Source organism: Pseudomonas folii (genome assembly GCF_014357575.1).
Taxonomy (GTDB): Bacteria; Pseudomonadota; Gammaproteobacteria; order Pseudomonadales; family Pseudomonadaceae; genus Aquipseudomonas; species Aquipseudomonas folii.
In genome coordinates this window covers 14,698-35,373 of record NZ_JACONW010000026.1, presented here as the reverse complement: position 1 = coordinate 35,373, position 20,676 = coordinate 14,698, and the positions used below count along the sequence as shown (strand labels likewise).

Annotated in this window: 18 protein-coding genes; 17 read left to right on the top strand and 1 reads right to left on the bottom strand. The window is 57.1% G+C overall.

The features are described from left to right. Positions 1-6: 6 nt before the first annotated feature. From rnhB to ispD, 9 genes are all read left to right on the top strand, one after another. Positions 7-657, top strand: a complete 651-nt coding sequence (gene rnhB / locus H8S59_RS08180) for a ribonuclease HII (protein WP_187521081.1) — start codon at positions 7-9, stop codon at positions 655-657. 74 nt (positions 658-731) lie between these two features. Further along, positions 732-4,253, top strand: coding sequence for a DNA polymerase III subunit alpha (gene dnaE / locus H8S59_RS08175; protein ID WP_095093586.1), 3,522 nt, complete (start codon positions 732-734; stop codon positions 4,251-4,253). 112 nt (positions 4,254-4,365) lie between these two features. After that, the gene (locus tag H8S59_RS08170) at positions 4,366-5,313 is read left to right on the top strand and encodes an acetyl-CoA carboxylase carboxyltransferase subunit alpha (protein ID WP_095093585.1); all 948 of its coding nucleotides are present in this window, start codon (positions 4,366-4,368) and stop codon (positions 5,311-5,313) included. 112 nt (positions 5,314-5,425) lie between these two features. After that, a complete protein-coding gene (tilS, locus tag H8S59_RS08165; RefSeq protein ID WP_187521088.1) occupies positions 5,426-6,766 on the top strand; it encodes a tRNA lysidine(34) synthetase TilS in 1,341 nt (446 codons plus the stop codon). Between the two features lie 265 nt (positions 6,767-7,031). Continuing rightward, positions 7,032-8,663 (top strand): CTP synthase, encoded by a 1,632-nt coding sequence (pyrG, locus tag H8S59_RS08160; protein WP_095093583.1) that lies wholly within the window; start codon positions 7,032-7,034, stop codon positions 8,661-8,663. A 17-nt stretch (positions 8,664-8,680) separates the two neighbouring features. Continuing rightward, positions 8,681-9,526, top strand: coding sequence for a 3-deoxy-8-phosphooctulonate synthase (kdsA, locus tag H8S59_RS08155; RefSeq protein ID WP_027898794.1), 846 nt, complete (start codon positions 8,681-8,683; stop codon positions 9,524-9,526). Between the two features lie 164 nt (positions 9,527-9,690). After that, positions 9,691-10,977 carry a phosphopyruvate hydratase gene (eno, locus tag H8S59_RS08150; RefSeq protein ID WP_187521080.1) on the top strand — a complete coding sequence of 429 codons (1,287 nt, stop codon included), beginning with the start codon at positions 9,691-9,693 and terminating at the stop codon, positions 10,975-10,977. Between the two features lie 189 nt (positions 10,978-11,166). Then, a complete protein-coding gene (gene ftsB, locus H8S59_RS08145) occupies positions 11,167-11,445 on the top strand; it encodes a cell division protein FtsB (RefSeq protein ID WP_087273934.1) in 279 nt (92 codons plus the stop codon). 10 nt (positions 11,446-11,455) lie between these two features. Next, positions 11,456-12,169: a 2-C-methyl-D-erythritol 4-phosphate cytidylyltransferase gene (gene ispD, locus H8S59_RS08140; protein WP_095093581.1), complete on the top strand. Its 714-nt coding sequence runs from the start codon at positions 11,456-11,458 to the stop codon at positions 12,167-12,169. 191 nt (positions 12,170-12,360) lie between these two features. On the opposite strand, the gene H8S59_RS08135 is transcribed toward ispD, so the two are convergent. Continuing rightward, on the bottom strand, positions 12,361-13,248 hold the full coding sequence (locus H8S59_RS08135) for a LysR substrate-binding domain-containing protein (protein ID WP_187521087.1): 888 nt from the start codon (positions 13,246-13,248) through the stop codon (positions 12,361-12,363). 112 nt (positions 13,249-13,360) lie between these two features. On the opposite strand from H8S59_RS08135, the gene H8S59_RS08130 reads away from it, so the two are divergent. The 8 genes from H8S59_RS08130 to rpoS all read left to right on the top strand — a co-directional run bounded on the left by H8S59_RS08130 (position 13,361) and on the right by rpoS (position 20,581). Next, positions 13,361-14,473 (top strand): S-(hydroxymethyl)glutathione dehydrogenase/class III alcohol dehydrogenase, encoded by a 1,113-nt coding sequence (locus H8S59_RS08130; protein ID WP_187521079.1) that lies wholly within the window; start codon positions 13,361-13,363, stop codon positions 14,471-14,473. A gap of 90 nt (positions 14,474-14,563) precedes the next feature. Further along, positions 14,564-15,409: an S-formylglutathione hydrolase gene (gene fghA / locus H8S59_RS08125; protein ID WP_187521078.1), complete on the top strand. Its 846-nt coding sequence runs from the start codon at positions 14,564-14,566 to the stop codon at positions 15,407-15,409. A 53-nt stretch (positions 15,410-15,462) separates the two neighbouring features. Beyond that, positions 15,463-15,936, top strand: coding sequence for a 2-C-methyl-D-erythritol 2,4-cyclodiphosphate synthase (gene ispF, locus H8S59_RS08120; RefSeq protein WP_187521077.1), 474 nt, complete (start codon positions 15,463-15,465; stop codon positions 15,934-15,936). Beyond that, complete coding sequence (gene truD, locus H8S59_RS08115; RefSeq protein WP_187521076.1) at positions 15,933-16,991, top strand: tRNA pseudouridine(13) synthase TruD; 1,059 nt, start codon at positions 15,933-15,935, stop codon at positions 16,989-16,991. The genes ispF and truD overlap by 4 nt, the downstream gene beginning before the upstream one ends. Further along, positions 16,979-17,728: a 5'/3'-nucleotidase SurE gene (gene surE, locus H8S59_RS08110; RefSeq protein WP_095093575.1), complete on the top strand. Its 750-nt coding sequence runs from the start codon at positions 16,979-16,981 to the stop codon at positions 17,726-17,728. Before truD ends, surE begins: the two co-directional genes overlap by 13 nt. 41 nt (positions 17,729-17,769) lie before the next feature. Further along, positions 17,770-18,405, top strand: a complete 636-nt coding sequence (locus H8S59_RS08105; RefSeq protein ID WP_176469811.1) for a protein-L-isoaspartate(D-aspartate) O-methyltransferase — start codon at positions 17,770-17,772, stop codon at positions 18,403-18,405. Between the two features lie 191 nt (positions 18,406-18,596). Next, positions 18,597-19,463, top strand: a complete 867-nt coding sequence (locus H8S59_RS08100) for a peptidoglycan DD-metalloendopeptidase family protein (RefSeq protein WP_187521075.1) — start codon at positions 18,597-18,599, stop codon at positions 19,461-19,463. Between the two features lie 101 nt (positions 19,464-19,564). Continuing rightward, positions 19,565-20,581 carry an RNA polymerase sigma factor RpoS gene (gene rpoS, locus H8S59_RS08095; RefSeq protein ID WP_095093573.1) on the top strand — a complete coding sequence of 339 codons (1,017 nt, stop codon included), beginning with the start codon at positions 19,565-19,567 and terminating at the stop codon, positions 20,579-20,581. Positions 20,582-20,676 lie beyond the last annotated feature (95 nt).

Sequence of the window (20,676 nt, the reverse complement as noted above, 5' to 3'; positions counted from 1 at the left end):
CGTTCAATGCAAATGGGTCTGGATTTCAATCTCGTAGAAGAACTGGTTGCTGGCGTTGATGAAGTGGGCCGTGGTCCCCTTTGTGGTGCTGTGGTGACCGCCGCGGTCATTCTCGATCCTCGTCGTCCGATTCTGGGGCTCAATGACTCGAAGAAGCTGACAGAGGCAAAGCGCGAGCTGCTGTTCGAGGAAATCTGCGAGAAAGCACTGTCCTGGCACATTGCCCGGGCAGAAGTCGAAGAGATTGATGAGCTGAACATCCTGCACGCCACCATGCTGGCCATGAAGCGTGCTGTGGAAGGCCTGATGGTCACGCCGAAACTGGCCTTGATCGACGGCAATCGTTGCCCGCAGTTGTCGGTCCCCAGTGCGCCGGTGGTTCAGGGCGACTCCAAGGTTCCGGCGATTGCTGCTGCTTCCATTCTGGCCAAGGTCAGCCGTGACCGTGAGATGGCCGCCATGGAACTCAAATATCCCGGTTACGGGATCGGTGGACACAAGGGCTACCCGACACCGGTGCATCTCGAAGCCCTTGCGCGTCTCGGGCCAACGCCGATTCACAGGCGCTCATTCGGACCGGTGCGTGCTGCCTATGCAGCGCGGGATGCAATGATCCAGTCGACAATGTCTTCGACGTCGATTTTCCCATTGAGCTGACAGTGGGCTGATGTTTTACCAAAGGCCCGGTACAATCCGGGCCTTCGTTTTTGTTCTAGCGCTATAGGATCTCCATGCCGGCTTCTTTCGTTCATCTACGCCTGCACACCGAATATTCGCTGGTCGATGGCCTGGTACGGGTCAAGCCGCTGGTCAAAACCCTTGCGGCCATGAATATGCCCGCTGTGGCGGTGACAGATCAGAACAACCTGTGCTCGCTGGTCAAGTTCTACAAGGCGGCAATGGGCGCGGGGATCAAGCCTATCTGTGGCGCAGACCTGTGGCTGTCGAACAAGGACGAAGATGCAGCGTTGAGCCGCATCAGCCTGCTGGTCATGAATGCCAAGGGCTACCGAAACCTTACCGAACTGATTTCCCGTGGCTTCATTGATGGTCAACGCAACGGCCAGATCATCATTGAGCGCGAGTGGGTGGCTGAAGCCAACGAAGGCCTGATCGCGCTGTCAGCGGCGAAAGAAGGTGAGATCGGCATGGCGTTGCTGGGTAATAACCCTGCCGATGCCGACCAGCTGTTGCGCGAATGGATGGCGGTGTTTCCTGATCGTTTCTATGTCGAAGTGCAGCGCACCAACCGCCCCAATGACGAAGAACATCTGCACGCCGCAGTAGCCCTGGCCGAGCGCCATGGTGCGCCGCTGGTGGCAACCAACGATGTGCGATTCATCAAGCAGGAAGATTTCGAAGCACACGAAACCCGTGTCTGCATCGGTGAAGGGCGTGCGCTGGATGACCCGCGTCGCTCGCACAATTACAGCGATCAGCAGTACCTGAAAAGCGCCGAGGAAATGGCCGAGCTGTTCAGCGACCTGCCCGAAGCGCTGGAAAACTCGGTGGAAATCGCCAAGCGCTGCAACATCGATGTGAAGCTGGGCACTCACTTCCTGCCTGATTACCCGATTCCTGATGGCATGACCATCGACGAGTATTTCCGTAAGGTTTCGTTCGAGGGGCTTGAAGAGCGCCTCGCGGTACTTTGGCCTAAAGAGACGACGCCGGACTATGAAGCCAAGCGTCAGGTGTATGTTGACCGGTTGAATTTCGAGCTGGATATCATCATCCAGATGGGCTTTCCCGGTTACTTCCTGATCGTTATGGACTTTATCCAGTGGGCCAAGAGCAACGGCGTACCGGTAGGCCCCGGTCGGGGATCGGGTGCCGGGTCGCTGGTGGCTTATGTACAGAAGATTACTGACCTTGATCCTCTCGAATATGACCTGCTGTTCGAACGCTTCCTGAACCCGGAGCGGGTATCCATGCCCGACTTCGACGTCGACTTCTGTATGGATGGCCGGGACCGTGTGATCGACTACGTGGCCGAGAAATACGGCCGGAATGCGGTCAGCCAGATCATCACCTTCGGTTCCATGGCCGCCAAGGCGGTGGTGCGGGACGTGGCGCGGGTGCAGGGCAAGTCTTACGGACTGGCTGATCGCCTGTCGAAAATGATCCCGTTCGAAGTCGGCATGACCCTTGAGAAAGCCTACGAACAAGAGGAAATCCTGCGGGATTTCCTCAAGGTCGATGAAGAGGCTGCCGAAATCTGGGAGATGGCGCGCAAGCTTGAAGGTATTGTGCGTAACGTCGGCAAGCACGCCGGTGGTGTGGTTATCGCACCGACCAAACTGACTGACTTCTCGGCTATCTATTGCGATGAAGAGGGCAGCGGTCTGGTGACCCAGTTCGACAAGGATGACGTCGAGGCTGCGGGGCTGGTGAAGTTCGACTTCCTCGGTCTGCGGACCCTGACCATCATCGACTGGGCGCTGAAAACGATTAACCGTGATCGTGCCAAGGTCAACGAAGAGCCTCTGGATATCGCCTTCATCCCGCTGGATGACGCACCGACTTATCAGTTGCTGCAAAAAGCTGAAACCACCGCGGTGTTCCAGCTTGAGTCGCGCGGTATGAAGGAGCTGATCAAAAAGCTCAAGCCTGACTGCCTGGAAGACTTGATCGCACTGGTGGCCCTGTTCCGTCCGGGGCCGCTGCAATCGGGCATGGTAGACGACTTCATCAACCGTAAGCACGGTCGTGCGGAGTTGTCCTACCCTCACGTCGATTACCAGTACGACGGACTCAAGCCGGTTCTGGCGCCAACCTACGGCATCATCCTGTACCAGGAACAGGTGATGCAGATTGCCCAGGTCATGGCCGGTTATACCCTCGGTGGTGCGGACATGCTGCGTCGGGCCATGGGTAAGAAAAAACCCGAAGAAATGGCCAAGCAGCGGGGCGGCTTCATTGAGGGTTGCAAGACCAACAATATCGACCCGGATCTGGCGGGTAACATTTTCGACCTGGTGGAGAAGTTCGCCGGTTACGGCTTCAACAAATCTCACTCGGCGGCCTATGGCCTGGTGTCGTACCAGACGGCCTGGCTGAAAGCGCATTACCCGGCGCCGTTCATGGCAGCGGTGCTTTCGGCGGATATGCACAACACCGACAAGGTCGTGACCTTGATCGAGGAAGTGCGAATCATGAAGCTGCGCCTGGATGCGCCGGATGTGAACACGTCCGAATACAAGTTTACAGTGAGCGAAGACGGCCGGATCATCTATGGCCTTGGCGCGATCAAGGGTGTGGGTGAAGGCCCGGTTGAAGCAATAACCGAAGCCCGCGAAGACGGACCGTTCAAGGATCTGTTCGATTTCTGCGCCCGTGTCGACCTCAAGCGAGTCAACAAACGGACCCTCGATGGTCTGATTCGCAGTGGCGCACTTGATCGTCTCGGCCCCTATTTCGAGACCGAACCTAAAGCGTACCAAGCCAACATCGACCGCAACCGCGCGGTGTTGCTGGCTTCGCTGGTAGAAGCGATTCAGGCTGCCGAGCAGACGGCACGCAGTCATGACAGCGGTCACTCGGACCTGTTTGGCGGATTGTTCGTCGAAGAAGATACCGATGTGTACGCCAATCACCGCAAGGCCAAGGAAGGTAGCCTCAAAGACCGTTTGCGCGGTGAGAAAGAAACCCTTGGCCTGTACCTGACCGGTCACCCGATCGACGAATATGAAGGCGAGATTCGTCGCTTCGCACGGCAACGAATTATCGATCTCAAGCCTGCGCGTGATACTCAGACCGTCGCGGGTCTGATCATTGCGTTGCGCGTCATGAAGAACAAGAAGGGCGACAAGATGGGGTTTATCACCCTTGACGACCGCTCTGGACGAATAGAAGCTTCGCTGTTTGCCGAAGCGTTCCATTCGGCGCAGGCCTTGCTGCAGACCGACGCGATGGTGGTGGTCGAAGGCGAGGTCAGTAACGACGATTTCTCTGGTGGTTTGCGCTTGCGTGCCAAGCGGGTGATGAGCATCGAAGATGCGCGCACCAATCTGGCAGAAAGCTTGCGCCTGACTGTGCGTGCCGAAGCGCTCAAAGGCGATCGGCTACGCTGGCTGGGCGATCTGTGCAAACGCCACCGCGGTGCTTGTCCGATTACCCTGGATTACACCGGGCTGGATGCCAAGGCGTTGCTGCAGTTTGGTGAAGCGTGGCGAATTGATCCCGCGGACAGCTTGATTCAAGCTCTGCGTGACCAGTTCGGGCGTGAGAACGTCTTCCTGCAGTATCGCTGAAAGCATCAGCCCAGAATTTTTAAACTCGACCTGAATGCGCCTGTTCCCGTAAGGTAAGGCGCTAACGGATCAACCGGCCGGCCTCTTGGCCGTCGACCCAAGACGGATGCCTATGAACCCGAATTTTCTTGATTTCGAACAGCCGATCGCTGACCTGCAAGCCAAGATTGAAGAATTGCGCTTGGTGGGTAATGACAACTCGCTGAACATCGGCGATGAAATCTCGCGACTGCAAGACAAGAGCAACACGCTGACCGAAAGCATTTTCGGCAACCTGACCAGTTGGCAGATTGCACGCATGGCGCGTCACCCGCGTCGTCCGTACACTCTGGACTACATTCAGCACATCTTCACCGAGTTCGATGAGCTGCATGGCGACCGTCACTTCTCCGACGACGCCGCCATTGTCGGTGGTGTTGCCCGTCTGGAAGGTCAGCCGGTCATGATTATCGGCCATCAGAAAGGCCGTGAAGTGCGTGAAAAGGTTCGTCGTAACTTCGGCATGCCACGCCCTGAAGGCTATCGCAAAGCCTGTCGTCTGATGGAGATGGCCGAGCGTTTCAAGATGCCGATCCTGACCTTCATCGACACGCCGGGCGCTTATCCGGGTATCGACGCTGAGGAACGTAACCAGAGCGAAGCGATTGCCTGGAACCTGCGCGTCATGGCACGTCTGAAAACGCCAATCATCGCCACTGTTATTGGTGAAGGCGGTTCTGGCGGCGCACTGGCAATCGGTGTCTGCGATCAGTTGAACATGTTGCAGTACTCCACCTACGCGGTTATCTCACCGGAAGGTTGCGCGTCGATTCTGTGGAAAACCGCAGAAAAGGCTCCTGATGCGGCCGAAGCCATGGGTATCACGGCCGATCGCCTGAAAGGTCTGGGCATCGTTGATAAGGTCATCGCCGAGCCTCTGGGCGGCGCGCATCGCGACCCGGCCGCCGCTGCGCTGGAAATCCGCCAGGAATTGAGCAGCCAGTTGGCCATGCTCAAGAAGTTCGATAGCGACGCGCTGCTGGCTCGTCGTTATGAGCGCTTGATGAGTTACGGTTTGTAATCTCTTGTTGGAGCGAGGCTTGCCCGCGAAGGCGTAATTGCAGCTTATACATATGCTGACTGATACTACGCTTTCGCGGGCAAGCCTCGCTCCAACAGGTCAGACAACGCTGATGTATCTATTCAGGCCTTCCGGTCATGATCTCCCCGCCAAGCTTCTTCAAGCCTTGGCACCCTGGCGTAACGCGCCTGCATGGCACATCGGTTTCTCCGGTGGTCTTGATTCCACTGTCTTGCTTCACCTTCTGGCTGAACTCGCCGAACGCGAAAATTTACCGCCGTTAACCGCTATCCATGTCCATCACGGCCTGCAGGCTGTCGCTGACGCCTGGCCGCTGCATTGCCAACAGGTTTGCGAGGCGCTTGGCGTTTCTTTGCAAGTAATCAGCGTGCAGGTGAAGTCGGGCGCAAGCCTTGAGCAGGCAGCGCGTGAGGCGCGTTATACCGCGTTCAGTGAGTGCCTTGCTGAAAATGAAGTGCTGCTGACGGGGCAACATCAGGACGATCAGGCTGAAACCCTGCTGTTCAGATTGTTGCGAGGCGCCGGAGTGCTGGGGCTGGCGGGGATGTCGGTTAGCCGCAGCTTGGGGCAGGGGCAGCTAGTCAGGCCCTTGTTGAGTATTTCCCGGGAAGAGTTGGAGACTTACGCCCGCGAGCATCATTTGCTGTGGGTCGAAGATCCCAGCAACGAAGACTCTCATTATTCGCGCAACTACCTGCGCAATCAGGTGCTGCCCGCATTGAGGTCCCGCTGGCCGCAGGCAACCGCAAATATGGCGCGCACGGCCGCACACCTGAATGAAGCGCAGCAGTTGCTTGAGGAACTGGCCCAGGTCGATCTCGCGTCGGCCGAATCCAGCCATGCATTCGATTGGCTAGAGCTTCCCTCGCTGGCCTTGCCCGCCCTGGCTGGCCTTTCGCCCTCGCGCCAACGCAATGCTCTGCGCCATTGGCTGGCCCCGCTGACGCGTCTGCCGGACAGCGATCATTGGGTTGGCTGGGAAACTCTGCGAGACGCAGGGCAGGGCGGGCACCCGGTATGGCGTTTGGCCGATGGCGAGTTGCATCGTGATCAGGGGCGCATCTGGTGGCTTTCCGACAATTGGCTAAAACCCGTGATGCCGTCCGCTCAGCCATGGGCGGATGCGCGGCATGCGCTGACGCTGCCCGATAACGGTCAGCTCTTCATTGACGGTGAACTGCCTTCCGGAGTGCTGGAGGTTCGCTATCGCCAGGGAGGAGAAGTTCTCAGTCTGCCCGACCGCGGACATCGCGATCTCAAGCGTCTGCTCAATGAGCGCGAAATACCGATATTTGTCCGCGGCCGATTGCCGCTGCTGTTCCGTAACGGCGAAATTCTGGCGGTGGCAAACCTGCCTGCGCTCAATGTTTGCGGCCATGAAAGCTTCATCCTGCGCTGGGTGCCGCCGACGAATGACCAAAGTTTGAGCTGAAAGCCCAATTCCGGTAGACTACGCTCCCTTCTTGATACAGCTTCTGTGGATCCTTTTGGATCGACATGAGTTGCCGGTTACCAACCAGTCTTTGCTGGATGATTCTTGACATGTGGCGCGCAATTGACAGGCTTTTTCAGTCAGTCCGTTTCAACGCAGCAGTTCGGGAGTTCACCGTGAGTTTTGTCGGTAATCGGGGGCTTCGGCCTTCCTTCGCTTTCCCCGGCGGCTCTGACCGCTTTAACGCAGACTTCTAGGGTTTTTCATGACGCGCTACATCTTCGTCACGGGCGGTGTTGTTTCTTCATTGGGGAAAGGCATTGCCTCGGCTTCATTGGCGGCCATCCTGGAGGCGCGGGGACTTAAGGTCACCATGCTCAAGCTTGACCCCTACATCAACGTCGATCCGGGTACCATGAGCCCGTTCCAGCACGGTGAGGTGTTCGTTACGCATGACGGCGCTGAAACCGACCTGGACCTTGGCCATTACGAGCGGTTCATCCGCACGACCATGACCCAGAACAACAACTTCACCACTGGCCGTGTGTACGAACACGTCCTGCGCAAAGAGCGCCGTGGTGATTATCTGGGTGCGACCATTCAGGTTATTCCGCACATCACCGACGAAATCAAACGCCGGATCATCAAGGGCGCAGGCGATGCCGACGTCGCCCTGGTCGAGATTGGCGGCACTGTGGGTGATATCGAATCGCAACCGTTCCTGGAAGCGATCCGTCAGTTGCGCTTCGAAGTGGGCGCCAAGCGCGCCATGCTGATGCACCTGACGCTGGTTCCTTACATCGCGACCGCTGGCGAAACCAAAACCAAGCCGACCCAGCATTCGGTGAAGGAGTTGCGTTCCATCGGTCTGCAGCCTGACGTTCTGGTATGCCGCTCGGATCACCCGATCGACATTTCGTCGCGTCGCAAGATCGCTCAGTTCACCAACGTGGAAGAGCGTGCCGTTATCGCGCTGGAAGACGCCGATACCATCTACAAGATTCCGGGCATCCTGCACTCCCAGGGCCTCGACGATTTCGTCGTCGAGCGCTTCGGTCTGCAATGCAACAGCGCAGACCTGTCCGAGTGGGACGCTGTGGTAGACGCCAAGCTCAACCCTGAGCATGAAGTCACCATCGCCATGGTCGGTAAATACATGGAGCTGCTGGACGCTTACAAGTCGCTGATCGAAGCGATGAGTCATGCTGGCATCACCAACCGTACCAAGGTCAATCTGCGCTATATCGACTCTGAAGACATCGAGAACCAGGGCACCGCGCTGCTGGAAGGTGTCGATGCGATTCTGGTTCCAGGCGGCTTCGGTCTGCGTGGTGTTGAAGGCAAGATCACTGCCGTTCAGTTTGCTCGTGAAAACAAGGTTCCGTATCTGGGTATCTGCCTGGGCATGCAAGTGGCCGTGATCGAGTACGCTCGTAACGTGCTGGGCTGGAAAGACGCCAACTCCACCGAATTCGATCGCAACGGCGCACACGCCGTTGTGGGTCTGATCACCGAGTGGGCTGACGCCACTGGCGCTGTTGAAACCCGTACCGAAAGCTCCGATCTGGGCGGCACCATGCGCCTGGGGGCTCAGGAGTGTCAGCTTGAGCCGGGCTCGCTGGTGCATGACTGCTACGCCAGCGACGTGATCGTTGAGCGCCATCGTCATCGCTACGAAGTGAACAACAACCTGCTGCCGCAGTTGCTGGAAGCCGGCCTGAAAGTGTCGGGCCGTTCCGGTGATGGCGCGCTGGTCGAAGTGGTCGAAGCACCAGATCATCCATGGTTTGTGGCTTGCCAGTTCCACCCAGAGTTCACCTCGACACCTCGCGACGGTCACCCGCTGTTCAGTGGCTTCGTCAAGGCTGCACTGACTCAACACAAGAAAAATTCTTGATTCGGGAAACTCAGAACATGGCTCAGAAAACTATCCGCGTAGGCTCAATCGACATCGCCAACGACAAGCCAATGGTGCTTTTCGGTGGCATGAACGTTCTTGAGTCCCGGGACATGGCCATGCAGATTTGCGAAGAGTACGTACGGGTTACCGAAAAGCTCGGTATCCCTTATGTATTCAAGGCCAGTTTCGACAAAGCTAACCGTTCGTCGATGCACTCCTATCGTGGTCCGGGCCTGGAAGAGGGCATGCGGATCTTTGAAGAAGTCAAAAAGACCTTCAATGTGCCATTGATCACTGACGTGCATGAGCCAGAGCAGGCGAAAGTCGTTGCTGAAGTCTGCGACATCATTCAGTTGCCGGCTTTCCTGTCGCGTCAGACCGATCTGGTGGTTGCCATGGCCCGCACTGGCGCTGTGATCAACATCAAGAAAGCCCAGTTCCTTGCCCCTCAGGAAATGAAACACATCCTGAGCAAGTGCGAAGAAGCCGGTAACGACCAATTGATCCTCTGTGAGCGCGGCACCAGTTTTGGCTACAACAACCTGGTTGTGGACATGCTCGGCTTTGGCATCATGAAGCAGTTCAACTACCCGGTATTTTTCGACGTGACCCACGCCTTGCAGATGCCGGGCGGTCGTTCGGACTCTGCTGGCGGTCGTCGTGCGCAGGTATTGGAACTGGCGAAGGCTGGCATGAGTCAAAACCTCGCTGGATTGTTCCTTGAAGCTCATCCTGATCCGGACAATGCCAAATGCGACGGCCCTTGCGCCTTGCGTCTGGACAAGCTGGAGCCATTCCTGGCGCAGCTCAAGGCGCTGGATGAGTTGGTCAAAAGCTTCCCGGCAGTAGAAACCGCTTAAATCGGACTTCTCCGGCAGGTTAGCCTCCGGTAAAGTGCCGCACGCTTACATCCCCCGACCTCAGGTCGGGGTTTGTCGCTCTTAGGTCTGCCCTGTAATGAGCCCTTGAGCGACAGGCATTTCCCAGCTGCGTCGTTTTCGTCAATCTTGGAGTGTTTACAACAATGGCAAAAATCGTCGACATCAAAGGTCGTGAAGTTCTCGACTCCCGTGGCAATCCCACCGTGGAAGCAGATGTGCTCCTCGACAACGGCATCATCGGCAGCGCCTGCGCTCCGTCCGGTGCTTCAACCGGCTCGCGCGAGGCGCTGGAGCTGCGTGATGGCGACAAGAGCCGTTACCTGGGCAAGGGCGTTCTCAAGGCTGTAGCCAACATCAACGGTCCGATTCGCGACCTGTTGCTGGGCAAGGATCCGGTCGACCAGCAAGCGCTGGACCGCGCCATGATTGCTCTGGACGGTACTGACAACAAAGCCAGCCTGGGCGCCAACGCGATCCTCGCTGTTTCTCTGGCCGCAGCTAAAGCCGCTGCCCAGGATCAGGACCTGCCGCTGTACGCGCACATTGCCAACCTGAACGGTACGCCGGGTGTTTACTCGATGCCGGTTCCGATGATGAACATCATCAACGGTGGCGAGCATGCCGATAACAACATCGACATCCAGGAATTCATGATTCAGCCTGTCGGCGCCAAGACCTTCTCCGAAGGCCTGCGCTGGGGCACCGAAATTTTCCATCACCTCAAAGCTGTGCTGAAGGCTCGTGGCCTGAACACCGCCGTAGGTGACGAAGGTGGTTTCGCACCTGACCTCAACTCCAATGCCGATGCACTGGACGCCATCGCCGAAGCTGTTGCCAATGCGGGCTACAAGCTGGGTACCGACGTGACTCTGGCACTGGACTGCGCGGCCAGCGAGTTCTACAAGAACGGCAAGTATGTGTTGAGTGAAGAAGGCGAGTACGATTCCGCCGGTTTCGCTGACTACCTGGCCGATCTGGTCAGTAAGCACCCGATCATCTCCATTGAAGACGGTCTTGATGAGTCCGATTGGGATGGCTGGAAGATCCTCACCGACAAGATCGGTGACAAGGTGCAACTGGTAGGTGACGATCTGTTCGTGACCAACACCAAGATCCTGAAGGAAGGTATCGACAAGAAGATCGGTAACTCGATCCTGATCAAGTTCAACCAGATCGGTACCCTGACCGAAACGCTGGAAGCCATTCAGATGGCCAAGGCTGCTGGTTACACCGCTGTTATCTCGCACCGTTCCGGCGAAACCGAAGACTCTACGATTGCCGATCTGGCAGTGGGCACCTCTGCAGGTCAGATCAAAACCGGTTCGTTGAGCCGTTCCGATCGTATCTCCAAGTACAACCAGCTGCTGCGTATTGAAGAGCAACTGGGTTCGAAGGCGGTATATCGTGGTCGCGGCGAGTTTCGCGGCTGACACCGAGATGGTAAAAAGACAGCCGGTGCTGTGACAATCACCTGCTTTCCCGGATGATTGATCAGCATTGATGCGGCTTGCACCGCTATAGAGCCTGGCCCCGCCAGGCTCTATGCCCTCAGTCCCTGTTGTATTGTTGGCTTCACGTTGTCGGCTCTGCTGTCTTTTTTACTGGGTACCTGATATTCAATGCGCAGTCCTAACTGGTTGTTTCTCGTCCTGATCCTGTTGCTTGCGGGCCTGCAATATCGCCTGTGGGTGGGGAACGGGAGTCTGGCGCAAGTGGCCAGCCTTAATCAGCAGATCGCTGATCAACATGCCGAGAACGAAGCGCTGCTTGAGCGCAATCGGGTCATGGACGCTGAAGTGCTTGAATTGAAAAAAGGTATGGAAACCGTAGAAGAGCGTGCCCGTCATGAACTGGGCATGGTCAAGGACGGCGAAACGCTCTATCAGTTGGCGCAATGAAGCTGACCCTATGAACAAGAGCACTCTTCCTGCCTTCTGGGCAGTGATTCCTGCTGCGGGCATCGGTGCCCGTATGGCCGCAGATCGTCCCAAGCAGTACCTGCAACTGGGCGGCCTGACGATTCTTGAACACAGCCTGCTATGTTTCCTCGATCACCCCCGACTCAAGGGCCTGGTGATCAGTCTGGCTGTGGACGACCCTTACTGGCCCAATCTGCCGTGTGCGCTGGATTCGCGTATTACACGGGTCGATGGCGGCAAAGAGCGTGCGGATTCAGTGCTCAACGCGTTGCTGCATTTGCATGCTCAAGGCGCCGATGACGAGGATTGGGTACTGGTCCATGATGCTGCGCGGCCTAATTTGTCACGCTCGGACCTGGATAACCTGCTGGGCGAACTGGCTGATGATCCGGTGGGTGGGCTGTTGGCCGTGCCTGCCCGTGACACCCTCAAGCGCGCGGGACCTGATGGCCGGGTCACCGAAACGGTAGACCGCAGCCTGATCTGGCAGGCGTACACCCCGCAGATGTTTCGCCTGGGTGCTCTGCACCGTGCCTTGGCCGACGGCCTGGTTTCCGACGTTGCTATTACCGATGAAGCCTCTGCCATCGAATGGGCAGGGCAGTCGCCCAGATTGATCGAAGGACGCTCGGATAACATCAAGGTCACTCGTCCTGAGGATCTTGAATGGTTGCGTCAACGGCGTAGCGAATTTAATCGCTGATATTCGTGGATCTTGCTGGAGCGAGGCCTCTGCGCAATCCCAGGTCTTGGCGCAATGTCGTGGGACCGGCTTTAGCCGGGAAGAGGCCCTCACCGTCACTGAAATGTGTCGTCAGAAATATCGCCTTCCCGGCTAAAGCCGGTCCCACGTCAGCTTGCGGGCGAACTTAATATTTCCCACAGGTATGCCACCTACCGATACTCATCCCGCATCGCCAACCCCTCTTTCAGATAATCCACCAGCTTGCGCACTTTTGGCGAAAGGTGTCGTTGTTGGGGGTACAGCGCCCAGACTGCTGTATTCGGCGGTTGATGAGCTTCCAGCAGGGAAACCAGCGCGCCAGTGTTCAGATGGCTTAACACGTAATAATCCGGTAATTGACACAGTCCGACGCCGTGCAGCGCAGCATCCAGCACCGCCTGCCCGCTGTTGCAGCGCCAGTTACCCTGAACACGCTGGGAAAACTCCCGTCCGTTCTGTTGAAGTAACCAGGTGTCACTGCTGCCGATCAGGCAATTATGCCGACTGAGCTCCGACACACTGTGCGGCCGACCGTATCGCTCCAGATAGGATGGCGATGCGCACAGATACATCCGGCGTGGCGCGAGGCGGGTGGCGACCAGGCGGGAATCCTGTAACCGGCCCAGCCTGATGGCCAGATCCAGCCCCTCATGAACCATGTCCAGCGTGTCGTTGTTCAACTGGATCTCCACCCGGATCTGCGGATACAAATCCATGAAGCGCGTCACCAGTGGTGTGATAAACCGCTCGCCGTAAGCCACGGCACAGGTCATACGCAAAAGGCCTTTGGGTTCGCTGGTTAAATCACCTACCGCCCGCAAGGCTTCCTCGCGACCGTCCTGCAAGCGCTGGCAATGGTGCAAAAAAGTCTGGCCAGCGTCAGTCAATGCGACCCGTCGGGTGCTGCGATACAGCAGGCGGGTCTGCAAGCGTTCTTCGAGGCGGGCGATTTGCCGACTGATGTGCGAGGAGGAAACGCCCATTCGTTCAGCTGCTGCCGTGAACTGGCCGCATTCAGCCACAGCGACGAACTCATCCAGGCCTTCCCAGCGGTTGATGTACATCGATTATCCCTGTTCAGCAATAATGTTTTGCTTTTGACTGGATTATTAACCAAACGGCAGTGCTTTACACTCTGTCCATTGTTTTAACCTCGTTGGAGAAAGATTGATGATCAAGTCACGTGCTGCTGTTGCTTTTGCCCCCAATGAACCGCTGCAAATCGTTGAAGTCGACGTCGAAGCACCAAGGGCCGGTGAGGTATTGATTCGCACAGTCGCCTCCGGCGTTTGCCACACTGATGCTTACACGTTGTCCGGTGCCGATTCTGAAGGCGTATTCCCGTGCATCCTGGGGCATGAGGGTGGCGGTATTGTTGAAGCCATCGGCGAGGGCGTTACTTCCCTGGCAGTGGGCGATCATGTGATCCCGCTGTATACCGCCGAATGCCGCGAGTGCAAGTTCTGCAAGTCCGGCAAAACCAACCTTTGCCAGAAAGTCCGCGCCACTCAAGGCAAAGGCCTGATGCCTGATGGTACGACCCGTTTCAGCTACAACGGCGAGCCGGTTTACCACTACATGGGCTGCTCGACGTTCTCCGAGTACACCGTGGTGCCGGAAATTTCCCTGGCGAAAATCCCTAAAGAAGCCCCACTGGAAAAAGTCTGCCTGTTGGGCTGTGGCGTCACTACCGGCATCGGGGCTGTGCTCAATACTGCCAAAGTCGAGGAGGGCGCCACTGTCGCTATCTTCGGTCTGGGTGGTATCGGTCTGGCTGCGATCATTGGTGCGAAAATGGCCAAGGCCTCGCGGATCATTGCAATCGATATCAATCCGGCGAAATTCGACGTGGCCCGTGAACTCGGTGCGACTGATTTCATCAATCCCAAAGATCACGAAAAGCCGATTCAGGATGTGATCGTTGAGTTGACTGACGGCGGTGTCGACTACAGCTTCGAATGTATCGGCAACGTGAACCTGATGCGTGCCGCGCTGGAATGCTGCCACAAAGGCTGGGGCGAGTCGGTGATCATTGGGGTGGCCGCATCCGGTCAGGAAATCGCAACCCGTCCGTTCCAGTTGGTGACCGGTCGCGTCTGGCGCGGTTCGGCATTTGGCGGTGTTCGTGGTCGTACCGAGTTGCCAAGCTATGTCGAGAAGTCTCAGACAGGCGAAATCCCTCTGGATACCTTCATCACCCACACCATGGGGCTTGAAGACATCAATAAGGCGTTCGACCTGATGCACGACGGCAAAAGCATCCGCACAGTCATTCACTTTTAAGCAGTTGCAAGCTTCAAGCGACAAGCTACAAGAGGGTTCCGCGCCTCTTGCAGCTTGAAGCTTGTAGCTTGTGTCTGGGAGTTTACGACCATGGCTCTAGAGAATATTTCCTGTCAAAAAAGCTTTGGCGGCTGGCACAAGCGTTACAAGCATCATTCCGACGTGCTCGGATGCGACATGGTGTTTGCTGTCTATCTGCCGCCGCAGGCGGAGCAGGGCGGCAAGTTGCCGGTGCTGTACTGGCTTTCCGGTCTGACCTGTACCGATGAAAACTTCATGCAGAAGGCAGCAGCGCAACGCGTCGCGGCTGAGCTGGGTTTGATCATCGTTGCGCCTGACACAAGCCCGCGAGGCCCCGGTGTTGCAGGTGATCCTGATGGCGCGTGGGATTTCGGCCTTGGTGCCGGGTTCTATCTCAATGCCACCCAGGAGCCTTGGGCCAGGCATTACCGCATGCACGATTACGTGGTGAACGAGCTGCCCGCTCTGGTCGAAGAGCATTTCCCGGCTTCGCAAGCGCGGGGGATCAGTGGCCACTCCATGGGCGGTCATGGTGCGTTGATCTGCGCGTTGCGTAATCCAGGGCGCTACAAATCGGTCTCGGCGTTTTCGCCGATCACCAATCCGATGGATTGCTCTTGGGGGCAGAAAGCCTTTTCACGCTATCTGGGCGAAGAGCGTTCGCGCTGGCGTGAATGGGATGCCACAGTGCTGATCGCTGATGCACGCGAGAAGCTGCCGATCCTGGTAGATCAGGGGGATCGCGATGATTTTCTCGCCAATCAGCTTAAGCCAGAGGCGCTGGTTCAGGCTGCGAAAGCGGCGGGTCATCCTCTGACATTGCGCATGCAGCCTGGTTACGACCACAGCTATTTCTTCATCGCCAGCTTTATTGAAGATCACCTGCGGCATCATGGCGACGCGTTGAACAGCTAAGCGTCGACAAAGTAGGTAGAATCACGCCCTGACTTTTTTCAGGGCGTTTTTTTATGCGTATTGGCCATGGCTATGATGTGCACCGTTTCGCTGAGGGCGACTTCGTCACCCTGGGTGGCGTGCGCATTGCTCACCGGTTCGGCCTGCTCGCTCATTCCGATGGTGATGTTTTACTGCACGCCTTGAGCGATGCACTGCTCGGCGCCGCCGCACTGGGTGATATCGGCAAGCATTTCCCGGACACCGATCCGCAGTTCAAAGGCGCTGACAGCCGCGCATTGCTGCGCCACGTCTTGACGCTGGTAAAGGGCAAAGGCTGGAAGGTCGGCAACGTAGACGCAACGATTGTTGCTCAGGCACCGAAAATGGCCCCTCATATCGAATCCATGCGCGCATTGATCGCCGAGGATCTTCAAGTCGAGCTGGATCAAGTGAACGTCAAGGCGACCACTACTGAAAAGCTCGGCTTCACCGGTCGCGAAGAAGGCATCGCCGTTCACGCCGTTGCGCTGTTGCTGTCCGCATGACCGAATCAGAACTGCTGGGCCCGCAAGCTTATGGCCCGCCGCTGGGTAGCGCGGTGCTCAAGGCGACTGCCGAGGATTTTCAGGTCGATGAAGTGCTGGACATCCCGCTTTCCGGCGATGGCGAGCATTTATGGTTATGGGTCGAGAAACGCGGCCTCAACACCGAAGAAGCCGCCCGCCGTCTGGCGCGTGCCGCTGGCGTGCAGCTCAGGACTGTCAGCTACGCGGGTCTGAAGGATCGCCAGGCGCTGACTCGTCAGTGGTTCAGCATCCAGCTGCCGGGCAAGGCTGACCCAGACCTGAGTTCGGCCGAAAACGAGACCCTGAAGATTCTTCAAAGCACCCGTCACAAGCGCAAGCTTCAGCGCGGTGCTCACGCTGCAAACGGCTTCACACTGCGCCTGACCCGGTTGAATGTCGACAAGGAGGCGCTGAACGCGCGACTTGAGTTGATCGCCAAGGGCGGAATCCCTAATTACTTCGGTGCTCAGAGATTTGGCTACCAAGGTGGAAATCTGGGCGAGGCGCGCGATTATGCTGCTCGCCAGGCTTTGCCGGAACAGCGTGCAGTGCGTTCCCGACTGTTATCGACGGCCCGTAGCTACCTGTTCAATCAGGTCCTGGCGGCGCGGGTTGCTGATGGTTCATGGCAGGTTGCACAGGTGGGTGACTTGCTGGCGTTCACCGACAGCCGCAGTTTTTTTCCGGCGGGCGTAGATGAATGCAATGACCCTCGGCTGGCGATTCTCGATCTGCATCCGACCGGTCCGCAATGGGGAGAAGGCCCATCGCCAGCCTCCGGGGCCACGGCTGCACTGGAAAACGATGTGGCCAATCGCGAGTCGGCACTGCGCGACTGGCTCACAAGAGCGGGAATGGAGCACGAACGACGCATCCTGCGACTGCCCATTGGCCGGTTGACGTGGCATTATCCCGAGCCTGACATTCTGCAACTGGAATTCGTCCTTCCGCCCGGATGCTTCGCCACTGTACTGGTGCGCGAACTTGTTGATCTGGTGCCGGTTGGGCAGACGGACAGCTCATGCGTATTCTGATTTCTAACGATGATGGGGTCGCCGCACCCGGTCTCGCTGCGTTGTATGCGGCGCTGGCCGATTACAGCGAATGCGTGGTGATCGCCCCCGATCAAGACAAAAGCGGTGCCAGCAGCTCATTGACGCTCGACCGGCCTTTGCATCCCCATGCCCTGGCGAATGGTTTCATCAGCGTCAACGGCACGCCGACCGATTGTGTGCACCTGGGCCTGAACGGGTTACTGGAAGTGCAGCCGGACATGGTGGTGTCGGGTATCAACCTGGGCGCTAATCTGGGGGACGACGTGCTGTATTCCGGCACCGTGGCGGCAGCGCTTGAAGGCCGATTCCTCGAAAGGCCTTCATTTGCCTTCTCGTTCCTGTCACGTCAGCCGGATAACCTCGCGACTGCTGCGCATTACGCGCGACTGCTGGTAGAGGCTCATGAGCTGCTTGATTTGCCGCCGCGCACAGTCTTGAACGTGAATATTCCCAATCTGCCCCTCGATCATATTCGGGGCATTCAATTGACCCGTCTTGGTCATCGGGCGCGAGCTGCAGCGCCGATCAAGGTCGTCGACCCACGGGGACGGGCCGGCTACTGGATTGCAGCTGCCGGTGACGCAGAGGATGGCGGTGCAGGCACGGATTTTCATGCAGTGATGCAGGGCTATGTTTCTGTTACCCCCTTGCAGCTTGATCGTACTTACCAGGACGGGTTCGCTAGCCTGAACAAATGGCTGGAGGGCCTTCTTTGATGTCGCGCGAGCAAGATGATCTGTTACGTCGTGGAATCGGGATGACCTCCCAGCGGACTCGCGAGCGTCTGATTCAACGTCTCTACGATGAAGGGCTGTCCAACGCTCAGGTGCTGGAAGTCATACGCAAGACCCCGCGGCATCTGTTTGTTGATGAAGCTCTGGCTCATCGAGCCTATGAAGATACGGCGCTGCCAATCGGCCATAACCAGACAATTTCCCAGCCTTACATGGTCGCGCGCATGAGCGAGCTGCTCTTGGCGGCTGGCCCTCTGGACAAGGTGTTGGAGATTGGTACGGGTTCCGGTTATCAGACTGCCGTCCTGGCGCAGCTGGTGGAACGGGTATTTTCGGTTGAGCGCATCAAGGTTCTGCAAGATCGCGCCAAGGAGCGTCTGGTCGAGCTGAATCTGCGCAACGTGGTGTTTCGCTGGGGCGATGGTTGGGAAGGCTGGCCGGCGCTGGCACCGTATAACGGGATTATCGTGACTGCCGTGGCGACTGACGTGCCGCAGGCCTTGCTCGACCAGCTTGCACCCGGAGGGCGACTGGTTATCCCGGTCGGGTCGGGCGAAGTGCAGCAGTTGATGCTCATTGTGCGTGAAGAAAACGGGTTCTCCCGGCACGTACTGGGAGCGGTACGTTTTGTACCTTTGCTCAATGGTCCGCTGGCTTGATGACAACTCACTGAATTCTGCGCAACACCGCCTGTCTACCTCATGGCGTCCAGGACCGGCAGCGCAGTTGGGCCCGAGAAACGATCAACCCTGAAGTATCCATTGGCTTCACAGCATTAAGCAGTAGGTGCCAGCCGTTATTACGGCACAATAGGCATCTTTAATTCAGTCACCAGTAAAGGGAGTGGCGGGTGAGTCGCACAGTCATTCGGCAGCGTAGTTATTCAACAAGTTTTCAGCGGCTGGTGATTGGCATTGCGCTCAGTGTCCTCTTGGTCGGTTGTTCCAGTGCGCCGTCCGGTGGCGTGCGTGTCGTCGATCGTAATAACAATGCTGCCCCCCAGCGTCCAACCGTGACCACTGGACAATACGTCGTCCGTCGGGGCGATACGCTTTTTTCCATTGCCTTCCGTTACGGCTGGGACTACAAAGCGCTGGCGGCGCGTAATCAGATTCCTGAACCCTACACGATTCGTCCGGGTCAGACGATTCGCTTCGACGGGCGTTCAAATTCAACATCGTCGGCCGTCGCGGGTTCATCTGGAGCTGTGCGTTCGCCTGTCGCGTCCACGACGACTTCGACGACAACAAGCCCGTCTGGCTCGGTCAAAACCACCGTTATTTCCAAGCCGGTGACGGTGGTTCCGCCTCCCGCCGGCAGCTCTACCTTGCCTGCCGGGCCTTCTCCGAAGGGTTGGACATGGCCGTCGAATGGCATTTTGATAGGGAAATTTTCTTCAAACGGTAGTTTGAATAAAGGCATTGATATCGCTGGAGATTTGGGACAGCCTGTTTTAGCTGCGTCTGATGGGTCAGTGGTTTACGCCGGGAGTGGATTGCGGGGCTACGGCGAATTGGTCATCATCAAACACAGCGATACCTACGTAAGTGCTTACGGCCACAACCGTAGGCTGTTGGTTCGGGAGGGGCAACAGGTCAAAGCTGGGCAGACGATTGCCGAGATGGGGTCAACGGGAACTGACCGGGTGAAGCTGCATTTTGAGATTCGCCGCCAAGGTAAACCTGTAGATCCGCTGCAATTCCTGCCACGTCGTTGATTGTTGCCAGCCTGTTCCTGGCGTAGAGGGACAGGCTCAAGCGTTGCCATGGAACTGGCGTCGCTGGAGCTTGAGGTCGAACTCACCAAAGGACTATAACAATGGCTCTTAGCAAAGAAGCGCCGGAGTTTGACATCGACGATGAGGTTCTCCTTATGGAAACCGCCATCGTTCTGGAGTCGGAGCTTGAAACGGACGAGAAGCAGACTCATGCTGCCTCTGCTCCCCGATCCAGAACCAAAAACTCCACATCGCTCAAACAGCACAAATACATCGACTACACCCGGGCGCTTGATGCGACCCAGTTGTACCTCAATGAAATCGGGTTCTCCCCGTTGCTTACCCCGGAAGAAGAAGTCCATTTTGCGAGGCTCTCGCAAAAAGGTGATCCGGCCGGTCGTAAGCGCATGATTGAAAGCAACCTGCGGCTGGTGGTGAAAATCGCCAGGCGGTATGTCAATCGTGGATTGTCATTGCTGGACCTGATCGAAGAGGGCAACCTCGGGCTCATCAGGGCGGTCGAAAAATTCGATCCGGAACGTGGATTCCGTTTCTCAACCTACGCAACATGGTGGATTCGTCAGACCATTGAGCGTGCGATCATGAATCAGACCCGTACCATTCGGTTACCGATCCATGTCGTCAAAGAACTCAACGTCTATTTGCGGGCTGCTCGCGAACTGACACAAAAACTCGATCACGAACCCTCTCCCGAAGAAATCGCCAACCTGCTTGAAAAGCCGGTGGGTGAGGTCAAGCGCATGCTCGGTCTGAACGAGCGGGTTTCCTCTGTCGATGTTTCTCTCGGTCCGGATTCCGACAAGACATTGCTCGACACCCTGACCGATGATCGCCCCACCGATCCTTGTGAGTTGCTGCAAGACGATGACCTTTCACAGAGCATTGACCAATGGCTCTCAGAGCTGACCGACAAGCAGAGAGAGGTCGTGATACGGCGTTTCGGCTTGCGCGGGCACGAGAGCAGCACGCTGGAAGATGTAGGGCTGGAAATCGGCCTTACTCGCGAGCGTGTCAGGCAGATCCAGGTCGAGGGCCTCAAGCGTTTGCGTGAGATTCTCGAAAAAAATGGTCTGTCGAGCGAGTCATTGTTCCAATGATGTGAATGTTCATGAAGATAAACAGTGTGTTTATCTTTCACCCAATAAAAAACACCCCGTACAGGGGTGTTTTTTATTGGGTCAGAAACTAACAG